The following is a 16,170-nucleotide window of genomic DNA, read 5'->3' as shown; positions in this document are numbered from 1 at the left end:
GCTTAAATAGTAATGAATTTTCCACTTGCCTGCAGTTTTATATCTGATTCTTTCAATGCACCGGTAATGTACTTAGCAAATTCGACAGCATGGGCGCCATCTCCGTGAATGCAGATGGTTTGAGCTTGGATGTCAATATCCACATTCTGCATTGTGTGCACTTTGTTTTCTTTAATCATGCGGATGACTTGATCCACCGCAAGTTTACGATCAGTGATCAAGGCATCCGGCAGCCTTCTTGAGGTAAGGCTGCCATCCTCTTGATACGTGCGGTCGGAGAATACTTCGCTCGCTGTTGGGAGGTTATATGTACGGCCTGCTGCAATCAGTTCGCTGCCAGCAAGGCCGTATAACAACAGCCCGGTATCTACATCCCTGACCGCTTTCGCAATTGCTTCTGCCAGTGTCTTATCTTTGGCTGCCATATTATACAGCGCCCCGTGCGGCTTCACGTGCTGCAATTTCTCACCTTCCGCATGAACAAAACCTTGAAGGGCACCGATTTGATAGACGACTAAATCATAAGCTTCTGCAGGAGAAAGGTCCATCGGTCGTCTTCCGAAGCCTTGAAGATCCGGCAGCCCTGGATGCGCCCCGATACCGACCCCGTTTGCTGCGGCTTTTTTAACTGTTTCTCTCATAGTCGAAGGGTCGCCTGCATGATAACCGCAGGCGATATTCGCTGATGTGACATAGGTTAGGATTTCTTCATCCTGCCCCATTTTATACGCTCCAAAGCTTTCTCCCATATCACAATTTAAGTCTACGATATGCATATTGGATCACCCTTTCCTAATTAAATTTCCTTTGAATACTCTGTTGTAACAGCTTCAGCTGCTTTTCACGATCTATATAGAGATGTTCTGCTTCCTCATGGGAAACGAGAGTGAAGGAGATCGTTTCTCCTGGTCGTTTCTGGGCGAGCTTTGGAAGATCCGTTGTAATGACTTGAGCAATTTTGGGGTAACCGCCTGTAGTTTGTCTGTCTGCCAATAATACAATCGGATTTCCTTCTGGAGGTACTTGGATCGTTCCGAACATGACTGCTTCTGACAACATATCTCTTTTATGCGATTGTTGAAGCTTCTCTCCCTTCAATCGATACCCCATCCGATCGGACTTGGAGTCAATTTTAAAGGTGTGTTCTAAGATAGCTTCCCGGCTCTCTGCATCAAACCAATCGTACTCTCTTCCTTTTATTATGCGGATGGGTTCATCGGGAGAAGGAGAGAGTCGGAACTCCGCAGAAGTTGACCAATTCGCTTCTGAAAAGGATGCGGAATGCTTTCTTTCTTTCAAGTGTTGAAGCATGTGAACCGATTTTTGGGAAAGCTCACCAATAGGAAGCTCATCCCCTTTTTCCAATGAACGTCCTTGAAATCCACCGATTCCTGCTCTTAAGTATGTCGAACGACTGTTAAGAACTTCAGGAACATCAAAGCCTCCTGCTACAGCTAAATAGGAACGAAAACCTTGTTTCGGTTTCCCGAATCTCAATTCACTTCCTTTTTTTATAAAAGCAGGCTTCCATGTATGGAGAGGTTCACCGTCAACCATCGGTGATAGATCCCCTCCACATACAGCGATTAATGCATCTGTCTGAAACTCAAGTACCGGTCCGAGGAGCGTAATTTCCATTGTTGCCTCTCCGGAGTCGTTGCCGACAAGAAAATTGGCGATTCTATGAGCTTCCTTATCCATCACCCCGCTTGCAATCACACCATGTTTTTGGAACCCATAGCGGCCGAGGTCCTGAATTGTCGTCAATAGACCGGATTTTGTCACTTGTATCATTGGGAACCCCTCTTTCTTTCCTGGTATTCTTCTTCTGTAATTGGAACGAACTGGATTCGATCTCCCGCTTGAAGGAGGGAGGGGATATCTTGATCCGGTTGGAAGAGAGAAAGAGGGGTTCGGCCGATCAACTGCCAACCTCCAGGCGTTTCTATCGGGTATACACCAGTCTGACCTCCGGCTATACCGACAGAACCTTCAGGGATCGCAAGGCGTGGATCGTCTCTTCTTGGAGTAGCGATTTCAGGATCCATCCCCCCGATATAAGGGAATCCGGGAGCGAAACCGATCATATAGACGAGGTAGTCTCCCGCCATGTGCTTTTGTATCACTTCTTCCTCTGATAGACGGTTGTGCTCTGCTACGGCAGCTAAATCAGGACCGAATTCCCCTCCATAACAGACCGGAATTTCAATGGTGCGTGAATGTTCTGCTTTGTATTCCGTCCTTTCCTTGAGGATAAGTTGAAGCTGCTCACATATCCAATGGTAAGGTCGCACACCGGCGGCATGACGCTTGCGTATATAGAATGGATCATATGTAATGGTGATGGTTGTAAACGCGGGGATGTATTCTATCATCCAATCCGGTTTGTGTTTGTCGAAATGTGCGGAGATTTTTCTTACATGTTGATTGACTTGTTCATCGATGGTATCACCAAGCTGAAGTAGTACGGCCTGGTCACCTACTGGATGGAATGTGATGTCCAATAGTTAAACCTCCTTGTAAAGTACGATAATCAGTGATGGAAAGTAAAAAGTGGATAATTGGCGAAATTGTTTGAAATGGGAGACTTTTTTATAGTATCTTATTTCAGCCGTGCTTTCAAATTAGTTTAGCAATCGTAACGTTTGTTTATAAATTCAAAGTGGTGGTAATTATATCTATAAAATACAAAATACATGAGAGGGGTTTATCCATGCCTTGGGATACCAATGACTATCCAAGTTCCTTAAAGAACTTGGATACACCTGTCCGCAAGAAAGCCATCGACATTGCTAATGCAATGATAGAGGAAGGGTATAAAGAAAATCAGGCCATTCCAATTGCTACGGAACAGGCGAAAGAATGGTATGAAAACGCGGAGGAGAAAGAAATCAATCGTGTCACACAAATGAGTGACGAAAATTTGAAAAACAGAGACGATGATGTGAAGAATAGTACGAAGAGCCGCCCGGAGCTTCTCGATAAGGGAGAGCATGTCATGGTGCATGAAGACGGCTGGGCTGTAAAAGCGGAAGGCGCGAAGCAGGTATCTAATGTGTTTGATACGAAGGAAAAAGCGATTAAAAGAGCGGAAGAAATCGCTGAGAATAAACAGACCAGTGTGATTATTCATAAGAAGGACGGAAGTATTCAGGATCGAAAGGAATTTAATGGATAAAAAGGGGTTTACAGGGATGCTGGAGTGGTAATAAACCATATATAAGACGAAGCGAAGGAGGGTTCGGAATGGCGGATACTAGAAACCAAGCGGAACATGTCCTTACACATGAAGATGGCTGGGCCGTTAAAGCAGAAGGTGCTGAGCAGCCAACGCAGGTATTTGACACGAAAGAAGAAGCGATTCAAAGGGCGAAGGAAATTGCTCAAAACAAAGGCACCAGAGCAGTCATCCATATGAAGGACGGTACAATCCAGACCCAGCACGACTACTCCTCATAAGAATTCCAGAAAAACACTCATGCGAGTGTTTTTCTTTTTTTGCAGGGGAAGAACCCTTCCTGTATGATGAGAAGGGCAGATGATGACGATGGAGGTACTTTACATGAATGGACAAAAACGAAGCGATATTAAGATCGGTGCAGATGTAGAAATTGTTCTGAAGAAAGATCAACGAACGGGAGCATTAACCTCCGGCAAAGTAAAAGACATTCTGACCAAGTCTCCCAATCACCCTCACGGTATTAAGGTGCGGTTGGAGGATGGACAGGTAGGCCGTGTGAAGAAGGTCCACAGCGAATGAAAAACAGCCCGAAATCACTGGAATGATTTCGGGCTGTTTCTTTTCTAATATAGGAAAAGCGAATCAGACAATCGTCCAACCCGCTTTATTATAGAGTCCTCTGCATAGATGGAGGACTACTTAAGTTTGTTTCGGAAAATATCAAGTTACACATATTTGTGGAAGTTACATCCATGTTGTTGCCGCGGTTCAAAATTCTACATGGTAGTTTGTTTCAACTTAAACGACGCAATCCCTACCTCTATTGCATCCTTACAGCTCCGAAGCTGATCCAGTGTGATTAAGTTGTATCAAAACGTAGCAGAATGCCAGTCTCATACAAATCACTCTTTTCTTTTCCGAGTTGCCTTTCTTATGAAGGCACCATCTTCAAATTATATGGGATGTTAAGTCTTTTGTCAACACCCTGCGTTTTGAATAGGAACTACCATCAATCATTGATTTTAATGACGGTACGACCTTGTATTTGCCCTTTAAGGATTTGGTCCAGCGTTTCGGGGACCTTTTGTAACGGCTGCACCGTCTTGATAGCATCAAACGCTTCTTTGACTTTCATGTCGTTCGCTAACCGGTGCCACACTTTTTCTCTCATTTCCATCGGGCAATTTACAGAATCAATACCTATAAGGTTGATACCCCTTAGAATGAAGGGATAAACTTGCGTAGGTATTTTCGTCCCTCCGGTGAGACCACTAACAGCTGCTGCGCCACTGTATTTCAATTTGCTTAGTACAGAAGCGAGCTGTTCACCGCCGACCGGATCAACGGCAGCAGCCCAGCGTCCGCTGGCGAGTGCTTTCTGTTTGCCGTCATAGACATCTTCTCTGGAAAGGATGGTTTCTGCGCCTAAATTCTTTAAGAAATCTGCATTTTCCTTACTCCCGGTACTTGCGTGCACTTCATATCCTCGCTTAGCCAGCATAGCGACCGCCATACTACCGACGCCTCCCGATGCTCCGGTGACGAGTACGGGCCCGGCTTCCCGGGTCAGGCCGTTGTGCTCCAACCTGTGAATGGACAACGCAGCCGTAAAACCGGCGGTTCCATAAATCATTGCCTCTTCCATCGTCATCCCATCGGGAAGAGGGACAATCCAGTCGGCGGGTATACTTGCATATTCGCTGTAGCCGCCGGGATGATTAACGCCGATCTCATAGCTGGTGGCAATAACCTTATCCCCTTGGTGGAAGCGAGTGTCATCAGAGTGGACGACTTCTCCCGCCAGGTCTATACCAGGGATAATCGGGTATGCTTTTACAAGAGCATTGTCCTCCTGTGTAACCATTCCGTCCTTGTAGTTGACGCTTGAATAATGAACTTTAATGGTTACGTCACTGGAAGGAAGATCGCTCATCTGAAGTGTTTTTATAGCTCCGGTTATGCCTTCATCATCTTGAGATAACTGATAGGCCTGAAATTCTTTCATGTCTTTCACCTCATAAATCATGGTCTTAAGTCTTCGTTATGTCTTTCTTCTGTGGAAGAGTCATTTTTGGATGTTTTTCCCTTTTGTTCTTCTAGCTGTTCCTTCTTCAGATCATCGACGGGAATTTCATCCATCAGCTCTTCTTTTCGTTTCTTCTCTTCGAAACTTTGATCTTCTTCACTCAGCTTATGGCTGTTTTTTTTGGACATCCCCTCACCTCCGATGGTGGATTCTCTTCTCTCATTCCTTTTTTGTGGTTAAATAAAACGTAATTATTGGAAGAAAAAGTAATAAGAGTCTCTTATTTATTGCTGGAGAACTTAGACTTCAGCAATTGGACAATGGGGGAGTGAATAATATAGTCCGCCAACGTGCTGATGATAAGCCCGTGCAGGATGACGCCGAATATGGTCAGGGTCACGATGATGACTTGACCGGCTGCCGTCTCCGGTTCAAATCCTGATCGTCCGAAGAATGTAAGGGACAGAATGGCACTTACCCAGGCGTCGGAGTAGGAATCCAACTCATTTTCAATCAGCGTCAGAGGGATGATCAGAAGGAAGATTAAGAGAAACGTAATACTGGTGACCGTCCACAGGTGCTGTCTTTTTAAAAAGCGGATGAAAGGCATCGTGTAGTATTTGGTGATTGATTTCAAACGCAGCAGGTGGAGGATGCGGGCGAACCGGGCAAATTGAAAGATCGCATCCAGCGGAATGGCGGCGATAACGATGAAGGGATTCTTTTTAATGAATTCCCACTTGCTGTCGCTCCGGTGCAGACGGTATAAGAAATCGACAAAGAAGATTGTCCAAGTCGTCCAGATAATGATGCTGTTATATCCGGTTTTCTGCCAAATGGTCGAAACAGATAAGGCGGCGAGAGCAATCATAATAAGTTCATAGAATGTTTTTCCTGGTTTTCGTTTTAAGCGCATGTCTGCTCCTCCGCACCTCCTTATCCCGGTTTTCTTAATTATAACATTTGTCCTATATGTTGTAGGTAATCAGCCCCTGAAGGAGTGATTTGTGTGCCTCCCCGTCCTTGTTTGGAAACAATCCATCCTTCTGCTTTCATGTGTTCCAAAAAACGACGGATCTGCTGGTCTGATAAAGGGACGCCCCGTTTGTCCATATGTTCTCGGACCTTTTTTCTGCTCGCACGCTCATAGTTTTCTTTGCAAAGGAAAAGGTACGTGAGTATTTCCTTCGTAACTTCTTTGTCTGCAAGGCTTTGCTCAGTCTTCTCGTTCTGAGCGGGTTTCTGAAAAAAGTCCGAAGCCGGTAAGTCTTTCCTTGTAATCATTTCTCCGTCTGACACAGTAGTGAGGTAATCGATTGTGTTTTTTAATTCACGCACATTCCCGAACCATTGGTGCCTTGCGAGTTCTTCTGAGGTTTCCTTGCTTAATGTCATGCTCTTATTGCTGCTTTCGGTAAGGAATCGGTCTGCTAGTATTGGAATATCTGCTTTTCTTTCCCTTAAGGGAGGAATAGGCAGAAATAAGACTTTTAATCTGTGATACAGGTCTTCTCTAAATTCTCCCTTTTCCATTAATAGCGATAGATTTTTATTTGTTGCCGCTATGATGCGTACATCGACAGGAATGTTCTTGGTCCCGCCGATCTTCCTGATTTCTTTTTCCTGGATGACCCGGAGTAAGCGGGCTTGCAGCTTCGGACTGATATCCCCGACTTCATCAAGGAATAAGGTTCCTCCATCCGCTTGTTCGAACAGCCCTTTCTTTCCTCCTTTTTTTGCCCCGGTAAAAGCACCGTCTTCATAGCCGAATAATTCACTTTCCAATAAATCTTCAGAGAGGGCACTGAAGTTGACAGCGAGGAATGGGGACGACGCGCGGTCGGATTCTTGGTGAATCGCATGGGCGAACAATTCCTTCCCTGTTCCGCTTTCCCCTTGTATAAGTACAGGGAAGGATGCCTTGGCCAGCTTCCTGGCTATATGTTTTACTTCCCGAATTGCTTCGCTCGTACCCAGGATATCGTCAAAACTGTATTTGGCAATATACCCTGTCTTTAATAACTCTTTTCTTGCGGCCTTTTCCATCAATATCGTTTCATCCGCATTCTTGAAGATGAAGAGTGTGTTATCGTGCTGATCCCATTCTATTCGATAGACCATTAAATTAAAGCCGTTCCATGTAAGGTAAACACTCTCTTCTTTCGATGCGGTCATAAATGGAATGATAGACGAGTTCTTCCATATTTTGTTGATATGTTTTCCTTTCGCGAAAGTGGAGGAAATTCCGCTGTATTTTTCCATCAGAGGATTGAAAATAGTAATTATGTTCTGTGCATCCACGGCCATGACCCCGTCATTTACACCATCCACCACTTGTTGGAGGTGTTGGTTTAAGCGGGCAGCTTGTTTGTTGATACTCGTCAACTTCCTGCTGAGGTCAATAATCTTTCCTGTGTACCGTTTGGATATGGTCCCGCCGAGTGGTTGTTTCAGGTGGAAGTGATCAAGGATATCGATGAGAGTGGTAATATCAATAAGTCTTACACCTATGTCAATCACCTGCTCCAGGCTGGCAGGAGCAAAGGCTCTCTCTCCCGGCGTAATTCCGATCCGGATGTCTTCGGGAGCGTTATTCCCTGTCGTGTGAGGCGTGTAATGGAGATGGTTGATCCCTGATTCCATGAGTGTATCAATCGTTTCCTGAGCCATTTCTTCTGTGTCATTAATACAAAGTACCTTTGTACCTGCCTCAAGGTCCAACAGTTTCTCAATATATTGATAGTTAATGGTTCTTAAAGCTGTCATGGTTTTACAGTCATCAAAGGTATGAATAGTAGCTTCCTGCTCGACAAGACGGGATGAAAAGATGATTAAAGGGTCCGTAGTGGAGGCGGGAACATAGTCATCAATGGCGAAGCAGGTAATATCAATATATTTGCCAATAAGGTCTTGTAGTTGAGTTTGAAGTGCCTCGCGAGTTTGTATCGTTCCGGTAATAAGGGTTAATCGATTGATCATTGGCAGCTCCTTATGTCTTTTTAGTTTTAATTATATCACCCAATTAGACCCTATAAAGTCTGTTAACGGTATAAAAACAGTGAATATTCCGAAAAAAATAATGGCACATTTCTTGCATGATGGAAAGTAAGTAGAAAAGGAGGAGTTTTATATGGGTTTGAAAAGAAAAAGAAAGTTGGAAATGCCGCATACTTATGTCATTATCTTCTTCGTCGTACTGGTTGCAGCAATTCTGACCCATCTTATTCCGTCAGGAGTATTTGATACCAAAGAGGTATCCTATAATAACTCGGGAACAGAGGAAACAAGGACGGTCCTTGTACCGGAGAGTTTTTCTGTTTCCGAGGGTGACGGGGGAGGCACGGGACTGTTTGAAGCAGGTGGTGGAGCTGGTTTTCTCAATTATATGTTCGAGGGGCTGACGTCCGGGGATAAATGGGGATCGGCCGTCGGGGTTGTAGCTTTTATTTTAATCATTGGTGGGGCTTTTGGAATCATTCTGAAAACCCGTGCTGTTGAGGAGGGTATTCTTTCTGTCATTGATAAGACAAAAGGCAGGGAAGTTTTGATCATCCCGGTCATGTTCTTTCTATTTTCTTTAGGGGGAGCGGTATTTGGGATGGGAGAAGAAGCCATAGCATTCGCAATGATTCTTGTACCGCTTGTCATTGCGCTTGGGTATGATGCGATAACAGGGATCATGATTACTTATGTCGCTACTCAAATCGGCTTCGGAACATCCTGGATGAATCCATTCGGGGTAGCGATCGCGCAAGGGGTTTCGGATGTCCCGGTTCTTTCCGGCACACCTTTCCGATTTGTCATGTGGTTTGTGTTTACGTCTGTCGGGACTTATTATACTTGGAAATACGCCAGCCGAATTAAAAAGAACCCGCGTTTATCTTTTTCTTACCAATCGGATCAATATTTCCGTGATGATTTTAATCCGGAAGATTGGAAGGCGCGCTTTCAGTTAGGACATCTGCTGGTTATTGGGACAGTCATCCTCGGAGTTGTATGGATTGTCTGGGGAGTTATTGAACATGCGTACTATATTCCTGAAATCGCAAGCCAATTTTTCACAATCGGACTGATTGCCGGAATCATCGGAGTGCTTTTTCGATTAAATGATATGCGGGTTAACGATATTGCGGAAGGATTTGCCCAAGGGGCGAAAGACCTGCTGCCTGCAGCTCTGGTAGTGGGAATGGCGAAGGGAATTATCATTATACTCGGGGGAGATGATCCGAGTAGTCCATCTGTGTTGAATACCATATTACATCAAACAGGACAGCTTTTCGAGGGAACGCCGGAAGCATTGTCCGCCTGGCTCATGTTCCTTTTTCAGTCTGTTTTTAACTTCTTTGTCGTTTCAGGTTCAGGGCAGGCCGCTTTGACGATGCCGTTGATGGCGCCTTTGGCGGATGTTGCCGGTGTGACCCGACAAGTAGCTGTACTGGCGTTTCAATTAGGGGATGGTTTGACAAACATCATTGTCCCGACGTCTGCTGCGTTGATGGGTACCCTTGGAGCAGCGCGTCTCGATTGGGCCAAGTGGTTTCGATTTATCATTAAATTCCAGCTGGTTTTGTTTGGGCTGGCATCTGCCTTTGTGGTTATCGCAGTATTGATCAATTTCAACTAAAAGCGCCGGGGAGGAACGTATATGATTACACTTATTAAGAACGCGGAGATTTATACGCCTGATTATGCAGGGAAGAAGGACGTGCTGATTGCAGGAAGTAAAATAGCGGATATTCGGGATGAGATTATGATAAGCGGACAAGATGTCCAGGTGATAAACGCGGAAGGAATGGTTATGACACCGGGATTTGTAGATGGGCATGTCCATATAACAGGTGGTGGAGGAGAAGGAAGCTTCCGATCGCGGACGCCGGAGCTGACATTGACTCAGGCGACAATGAGCGGCGTCACTACTGTTGTCGGTGTGATCGGGACGGATGGTACGACGAGAACGATGACAAATTTGCTGGCTAAAGCGATGTCGCTTCGTGAGGAAGGGCTGACTTGCTATTGTCATACAGGTTCTTATCAGGTTCCAGTAAGAACGCTTACTGGAAAAATGGAAGACGATATCATGCTGATAGACTTAATTATCGGAGCAGGTGAAATTGCAATATCCGATCATAGATCTTCCCAACCCACGGTAAAGGAATTGACAAGAATTGCCTCGCAGGCCAGGATCGGCGGCATGCTTTCGGGTAAAAAAGGCGTGGTCAATATTCATGTGGGTGATGGGGTAAGAGGATTATCTTTAATTGAACAAGTCGTTGAAACGTCGGATATCCCGATCACTCAATTTTATCCAACGCATATAAACAGAAATCAGGCCTTGTTCGAGGCGGGGATTCTCTATGCGAAGAAGGGGGGATATGTTGACTTCACTACCAGTACAATCCCTGAATTTCTTGAAGAAGGTGAGGTGAAAAGCAGCGAAGCGCTGGCCAGAATGTTGGATTGTGGTGTTCCAGTGGAGCAGATAACATTTACTTCCGATGCGCAGGGGAGTCTTCCGGATTTTGATAAGCAGGGAAATCTGACCGGATTAAAAGTAGGCGAAATTCGTTCTTTACTAGAAGCCTTCCATGAGGCGGTCTTTGTACACGGTGTTTCTATGGAAGATGGACTTAAAGTGGTGACGTCGAACCCAAGTGACATTCTGGGATTATCGAATAAGGGAAGGTTGGTTCCCGGTAAAGATGCAGACCTTATACTTATGGAAAAGGAGACACTGAACATCTCCCGGGTCATCGCTCTTGGCAGGGAAATGGTGCACGAAGGCAATGCGTTGGTAAAAGGAACGTTTGAGTAAGATTTCCTGCGAGGGTTTTAAGTGTCTCTATCAGGCTGTCTGTGGTATTCTCATAGTAATTACTAGGAGAAAGGGTTGTCTTTGTGAGGATCCTGTCAAGATTAATCGGCTACCTGTTTTGGATAGGAATCCTGGCTGCATTATTGTTCTACTTAGTACCGCAGGTCCAGAGGGATATGCCGCCGGGAGTTTTTTATAAAGAAGAAGATACCGTACCGACGGATCTTCATCCTGTAGTGGAGCAGAAGAAAGAAGAATTGATGGACGCCGTTCGTGCCAAGGGTATTGATGTCGTCATTACGGAAGGTCATCGTACCATGGAACGACAAGACGCGCTCTATGCCCAGGGGCGTTCCGAAGGTGGGAGCATCGTCACATCCGCCAAAGGTGGGGAGTCTTATCATAATTATGGCCTTGCCATTGATTTCGCCCTTCGAACAGCGGAAGGGGACGTCGTGTGGGACAGGGTCAGAGACGATAATGGGAACGGTGAACCTGACTGGATGGAAGTGGTCGAAGAAGCGAAGTCCCTCGGTTTTGAATGGGGAGGGGATTGGCCAAACTTTAAAGATTACCCTCATCTGCAGATGGATTTCGGATTAACGATACGGGATTTGAAGAACGGCAAGCGCCCGGTCGTCGATGATTTTGCGGATGATTAACTGGGAATAAGGAGGCTTCCTCCGCCTCATACAAAAGAAAATCCGAACGTCCCTGCTTATTTGTTAACAGGGGAGCGTTCGGATTTCTTTTGTATGATCTATGCTTGATAAGCTTCATACGGCTTAATGACAGCACGGATTGTCTCGATATACGGCATGGAAAGGCCGGCTTCTTTCCCTAGCCTCAAGGCTCCGCCGTGGAGGTGCTCTACTTCCAGAGGGAGTCCTTTACGACGATCCTGGTGCATGGAAGAGGTCATCTCACCATCCAGCTTACGAAGGCGTTGAAAGGCGTCTTCCACTTGATCATCTGTCAAATCAGCGTGATGTGCGTTAGCGAGTTCCTTCATCTCCTCAAGCATATGCTTCGCTGTCTGGAGCGTTTGTGGAAAGCTTCTCACTACCCCGATCGGCTGATTGACTGCCGTCGTAATACCGGAGAAGGCTGTGATGAACATATATTTCTTCCACATATCTTTAAGAATGTGCGGACTCAATGTGCCGTTCAGGTTGGCCTGATTGCAGGCGATAGCAAGCTCTTCGCATATACTTTGTTGAGAAGGATGGAGAGGACCGAAATAAAGGTCGTGGAATTTACTGGTATGTACAACATGACCCATTTCATCCAATGTTGCAATAATATAGGCGTGACCGCCGATGACGGCCTCTTCTCCGAGCTCTTTTTGCAGAATGTGAATGTGCTCCATGCCGTTCAGGACCGGGTAAACTTTCGCTCCTTTTTCTACCAGCAGTTTCAGCCATTCCAGTGTGCCGCTTAAATGGTATCCTTTCACGGCTAGAAAAACGACATCAGGGTGTTCGATTTCTTCAGGGTGACGCGCGATTTGTGGGTTCGTTACTTCGTAATCTCCCATCGTGCTGTGCAGCTTCAAGCCGTTTTTCTCTATTTGATCCGCGCGTCCATCTCTGACTAAATTTACGACTTCGTGGCCGGCCTCTTCCCACCTTGCTCCGAAGTAAGCGCCAAGCGCTCCTGCTCCAAGTACAACGATTTTCATGTTTCTTCCCCCGATCGAATTTATTTCATCTGTGTTGTCGGTTCTGTGGTGAAGCTGGAAGTGACGACCCTGTTCATTTCAACAATGTCTTTAATGTGACCGTTCAAGTAATGAATGATGTCATTAAAACCGATAGACTTCATGACTTCATGGTAGCTTTCTTCACTCTCAAATATGCTCTGGCCGAGGAGAAGCTCTTCATCCTCTTCCAGTTCAATTAAATTGAGGATGCCCATGGAACCCTGCCGCCCTGTCAGTTCTTTTGAGAAATAGATCGTATGCTCAAGCGAACCGTGGGATTGCAGCATTTCTCCGGATTTCTTGGCCGTCTTCAGGAAATCATCCAGTTTCTCTTTCTTCACACGGAAAATGCATAACACCGTGTACATAAAAACGTCCCCCTTGAATATAGGAATGGGCTTTTTATTCTGCTGCTTTTTTATCCAATGCTGTAGATCGGCCTGCGTCAATGAGAAGGATGACAGCAGTGATAGTGTGCAGGATCCATCCAATTACCGGAATCCATCCAAGTACGTTCGTTACGAGACCAAATACGCTTCCTACATAAGCACGGTTATCTTTAACGGCAATTACTAGTGTGATTAAATGCAGAATAAACATGGTCATAAGCGGAGCCCAGCCGCTGCTGACAATGAATAGACCACCGGCGATGGGAATAGCTAAAAGTGCTTCACATACTCCGGTCACCCATTTCAATATAGTGGATAGTTTCATTTCCGAGTCTCCTTGTTTAGGTAGTGTACATGGCGAGTTTTCACCCGATAACGGAGTTTTAAACATCTTAAGTGTTGGAGAATCGACCCTATTCTTATCCTATTCGACATAGATGGACGAAATCCTTTCTTCGGTAAAGAACAAACCCCGCCTTATAAGGGCGGGGTATTCAGTGTTTTATTTAGATGCTTTTTGCAGTTTTTGTATCATTTTGATAGATCGTCCGGTACCAATCGCAACGGATTCCAGCGGACTTGGTGCCATATGCACAGGAACAGAAATTTCATTGGAAAGCCATTCCTGCATGCCGTTAAGCAAAGAGCCGCCGCCGGTAAGAATTACGCCATGGTCGACGATATCCCCACTCAATTCAGGCGGGCATTCTTCAAGCGTCGCCCGAATGGTTTCAAGCAGCTGTTCCAGGGACTCTTTCAATGCTCCTTGAATTTCCGTGGATTTAAGTTCGATTGTTTTAGGGAGGCCTGTGACCATATCTCGGCCGCGCACTTCCATCACTTCTTCTTCATGATCAATCAGTGCATAGCCGATCTCCATCTTCACCTGTTCAGCTGTGCGTTCACCGATTAAGACGTTATAAGCTTTGCGTACATACTGGATGATCTCCTCATCCATTACGTCTCCACCGGTACGGATGGACTTGCAGGAAACGACACCACCGAATGATATGATGGCTACTTCACTGGTTCCACCCCCGACATCGACGACAACGTTGGCGATCGGTTCATCTACAGGAAGGTCGGCTCCGATTGCAGCAGCAATCGGTTCTTCGATTAAATGGACGTGTTTAGCTCCATAACTTTTTACTGCGTTATGTATAGCACGTCTTTCTACAGATGTAGAGCCGGAAGGTGTACAAATCACGACCGTTGGTTTTCTCATGGAAATACCGGATTTCTTGGAAACTTTTTTCAATAGTTCTTTCAACATTTGGGCTGTCATATCGTAGTCGGCGATCACTCCGTCGCGTAATGGACGGACAGGGATGATATTTCTTGGGGTCTTTCCTACCATTTCTTTGGCTTCTTTCCCCACAGCTACCACATTCTTTGTTTCTGTATTGTAAGCTACGACGGAAGGTTCATTCAGCAGGATTCCTTTTGACTTAGAGTAGATCAGTATATTCGCAGTACCGAGGTCGATACCGATTTCAGCATTTGATAACATTTAGGCGTACCTCCAAAGATGACATATTTCTTAATTATATACTTTCTTTCATCATAGTTTTTTTATGGGGGTGGAACAAGAGGAAATTCGTGGTTAGGTCTATGGTGGTAGCGATGCTTGCAAGAGATGTATAATAGAGACAACGATAGATGGAGGAGTTTTTCCTTATGAGTTTTCTAAAACATGAAGAAATTATCAAAAAATGTGAGAAGATCAACCAGTCCTATGAAGTGGACCCGGCATTTTTCGATGACATTATAGATCATCTGCTGGATAGTGAGCAGGATACGGAAACAGTCATATTGGACGGTTTCCAGCGTTTATTGAAAGAAGTGGATGCAGAAATAGAACGTATGGAGGAATTCGCAGGTATGAAGCCGAATTGTTTCATGGGATGTGCATTCTGCTGTTATTTTCCAATAGTCGTTTCGAAGATGGAAGCGAGGATGATGTTCCGTTCTATTGAGCAATTCTCTGAGGACAGGAAGCAGGCTATCTTCCAACATTGGGATCGGTACTATGTCCGGCAGGAAGAGAAGTTGAACAAAGCTATGAAGATGGATCATGAAGCGCCGGAAACGAAGCTAGCCTACAAACAACTGGATCTTCCTTGTCCCATGCTGGATCCGGAAACGAAGTTATGTATGGCATACGAAGTCCGACCGATTCCCTGCCGTACCTACTTAAACTACAGTGATCCGCAAGTCTGTGCGAAGAACGATATGCCGAAGGAACCTTTCAGCTATGAGTTTCTTTACACGTATTACTTCGGGGCAGTGAATGAATTGATTCAGGCGTTGTATGAGAACGGGGAGGATGTCTTCGTAGATTATCCGATGGATGCCTGGCAGTACGATTATCTCCCTGCCTGGGTCCAACAATACAGAGAGGGGACATGGAGTGAATTATAAACTGTTATCCTTGAATGTCGGCCGTCCGGAAGTATATGCCACAGATAAGGGCGACCTTGAGAGTGCCTATCGGAAGAAACCTGTGAGTGACCGGGTTCCTTTGTCCTTCACCAACCTGGCAGGAGACGAACAGGCGGATAAAAAGAACCACGGCGGCCGTGATAAGGCGCTCTGCTTATACCCTGCCCAGCACTACAGGCATTGGGAAAGTCACTACGGGCATACGTTTTCCTTTCCTTCTTTCGGAGAAAACCTGACCGTGGAGGGAATTCAGGAAGCCGAGGCTCGAATCGGCGATATATACCAATTGGGTAGTGCGGTGGTTCAAGTGTCTGAACCAAGAAAACCCTGCTATATCATCGCACGTACCCATGGTATCGATGATTTTCCTGCCCGCGTCATCGACAGCGGGTTTACCGGATTCTATCTTCGTGTCCTGAAAGAGGGGGAGATTGCTGCGGGGGATATGTTGGCATTGATCGAAGCTCATCCGGAAGGTGTAACGGTTTCAGACGTTAATGACGTCAGGTACGGGCATAACGAAAGCCCTGCCTTGCTTGAACGTATAATTCGTTTAGAACCGTTAGCGGAAGGATTAAAACAAAACCTCCGGAAGAAGCTTTTATAGGGAACTGCTGT

19 protein-coding genes are annotated in these 16,170 nt (G+C 45.6%); 8 read left to right on the top strand and 11 right to left on the bottom strand.

What is annotated here, in order from left to right:
- Positions 1-2: 2 nt before the first annotated feature.
- From AXG56_RS15570 to pxpB, 3 genes are read right to left on the bottom strand one after another with little or no spacing between them, the layout of a single operon-like run.
- The gene (locus AXG56_RS15570; protein WP_026578633.1) at positions 3-776 is read right to left on the bottom strand and encodes a LamB/YcsF family protein; all 774 of its coding nucleotides are present in this window, start codon (positions 774-776) and stop codon (positions 3-5) included.
- Positions 777-792: 16 nt separating this feature from the next.
- A complete protein-coding gene (locus tag AXG56_RS15565) occupies positions 793-1,794 on the bottom strand; it encodes a biotin-dependent carboxyltransferase family protein (RefSeq protein WP_026578632.1) in 1,002 nt (333 codons plus the stop codon).
- Entirely contained in the window at positions 1,791-2,504 is a 714-nt protein-coding gene (gene pxpB / locus AXG56_RS15560) for a 5-oxoprolinase subunit PxpB (protein ID WP_026578631.1), read from the bottom strand. The genes AXG56_RS15565 and pxpB overlap by 4 nt, the downstream gene beginning before the upstream one ends.
- 209 nt (positions 2,505-2,713) lie before the next feature.
- Here pxpB and AXG56_RS15555 point away from each other — a divergent pair, with 209 nt between their 5' ends.
- The 3 genes from AXG56_RS15555 (at position 2,714) to AXG56_RS15545 (ending at position 3,760) form a co-directional block, all read left to right on the top strand.
- Positions 2,714-3,178, top strand: coding sequence for a DUF2188 domain-containing protein (locus AXG56_RS15555; RefSeq protein WP_008632850.1), 465 nt, complete (start codon positions 2,714-2,716; stop codon positions 3,176-3,178).
- Between the two features lie 68 nt (positions 3,179-3,246).
- Positions 3,247-3,459, top strand: coding sequence for a DUF2188 domain-containing protein (locus AXG56_RS15550; RefSeq protein WP_008632849.1), 213 nt, complete (start codon positions 3,247-3,249; stop codon positions 3,457-3,459).
- Between the two features lie 103 nt (positions 3,460-3,562).
- Positions 3,563-3,760: a YwbE family protein gene (locus AXG56_RS15545; RefSeq protein WP_008632847.1), complete on the top strand. Its 198-nt coding sequence runs from the start codon at positions 3,563-3,565 to the stop codon at positions 3,758-3,760.
- Between the two features lie 430 nt (positions 3,761-4,190).
- On the opposite strand, the gene AXG56_RS15540 is transcribed toward AXG56_RS15545, so the two are convergent.
- From AXG56_RS15540 to AXG56_RS15525, 4 genes are all read right to left on the bottom strand, one after another.
- Positions 4,191-5,186, bottom strand: a complete 996-nt coding sequence (locus tag AXG56_RS15540) for an acryloyl-CoA reductase (RefSeq protein ID WP_062515699.1) — start codon at positions 5,184-5,186, stop codon at positions 4,191-4,193.
- Between the two features lie 17 nt (positions 5,187-5,203).
- Entirely contained in the window at positions 5,204-5,395 is a 192-nt protein-coding gene (locus AXG56_RS15535; protein WP_008632838.1) for a hypothetical protein, read from the bottom strand.
- 92 nt (positions 5,396-5,487) lie between these two features.
- On the bottom strand, positions 5,488-6,123 hold the full coding sequence (locus AXG56_RS15530; protein ID WP_008632836.1) for a hypothetical protein: 636 nt from the start codon (positions 6,121-6,123) through the stop codon (positions 5,488-5,490).
- A 38-nt stretch (positions 6,124-6,161) separates the two neighbouring features.
- Positions 6,162-8,186 (bottom strand): sigma-54-dependent Fis family transcriptional regulator, encoded by a 2,025-nt coding sequence (locus AXG56_RS15525; protein WP_062515377.1) that lies wholly within the window; start codon positions 8,184-8,186, stop codon positions 6,162-6,164.
- Positions 8,187-8,337: 151 nt separating this feature from the next.
- Between AXG56_RS15525 and yfcC the strand changes: the two genes are divergently transcribed.
- From yfcC to AXG56_RS15510, 3 genes are all read left to right on the top strand, one after another.
- Positions 8,338-9,831: a putative basic amino acid antiporter YfcC gene (gene yfcC, locus AXG56_RS15520; RefSeq protein WP_082794495.1), complete on the top strand. Its 1,494-nt coding sequence runs from the start codon at positions 8,338-8,340 to the stop codon at positions 9,829-9,831.
- 21 nt (positions 9,832-9,852) lie between these two features.
- Positions 9,853-11,019, top strand: a complete 1,167-nt coding sequence (gene iadA, locus AXG56_RS15515; protein WP_008632828.1) for a beta-aspartyl-peptidase — start codon at positions 9,853-9,855, stop codon at positions 11,017-11,019.
- Positions 11,020-11,102: 83 nt separating this feature from the next.
- Positions 11,103-11,681: a M15 family metallopeptidase gene (locus AXG56_RS15510; RefSeq protein ID WP_062515375.1), complete on the top strand. Its 579-nt coding sequence runs from the start codon at positions 11,103-11,105 to the stop codon at positions 11,679-11,681.
- A gap of 98 nt (positions 11,682-11,779) precedes the next feature.
- On the opposite strand, the gene AXG56_RS15505 is transcribed toward AXG56_RS15510, so the two are convergent.
- From AXG56_RS15505 to mreBH, 4 genes are all read right to left on the bottom strand, one after another.
- A complete protein-coding gene (locus AXG56_RS15505; RefSeq protein ID WP_008632823.1) occupies positions 11,780-12,700 on the bottom strand; it encodes a ketopantoate reductase family protein in 921 nt (306 codons plus the stop codon).
- A gap of 20 nt (positions 12,701-12,720) precedes the next feature.
- Positions 12,721-13,089, bottom strand: a complete 369-nt coding sequence (locus AXG56_RS15500; RefSeq protein ID WP_008632822.1) for a DUF1428 family protein — start codon at positions 13,087-13,089, stop codon at positions 12,721-12,723.
- Between the two features lie 34 nt (positions 13,090-13,123).
- Complete coding sequence (locus tag AXG56_RS15495) at positions 13,124-13,435, bottom strand: hypothetical protein (RefSeq protein WP_008632820.1); 312 nt, start codon at positions 13,433-13,435, stop codon at positions 13,124-13,126.
- 177 nt (positions 13,436-13,612) lie between these two features.
- On the bottom strand, positions 13,613-14,620 hold the full coding sequence (gene mreBH, locus AXG56_RS15490; RefSeq protein ID WP_008632819.1) for a rod-share determining protein MreBH: 1,008 nt from the start codon (positions 14,618-14,620) through the stop codon (positions 13,613-13,615).
- Between the two features lie 167 nt (positions 14,621-14,787).
- Here mreBH and AXG56_RS15485 point away from each other — a divergent pair, with 167 nt between their 5' ends.
- Positions 14,788-15,531, top strand: coding sequence for a YkgJ family cysteine cluster protein (locus AXG56_RS15485; protein ID WP_008632810.1), 744 nt, complete (start codon positions 14,788-14,790; stop codon positions 15,529-15,531).
- Complete coding sequence (locus AXG56_RS15480) at positions 15,521-16,159, top strand: MOSC domain-containing protein (RefSeq protein ID WP_008632809.1); 639 nt, start codon at positions 15,521-15,523, stop codon at positions 16,157-16,159. The genes AXG56_RS15485 and AXG56_RS15480 overlap by 11 nt, the downstream gene beginning before the upstream one ends.
- Positions 16,160-16,170: the final 11 nt, after the last annotated feature.

The organism is Halobacillus sp. KGW1, from assembly GCF_001592845.1.
GTDB lineage: Bacteria > Bacillota > Bacilli > Bacillales > Halobacillaceae > Halobacillus.
The sequence above is the reverse complement of the archived record's forward strand: the minus strand, read 5'-3'. Positions and strand labels throughout refer to the sequence as shown.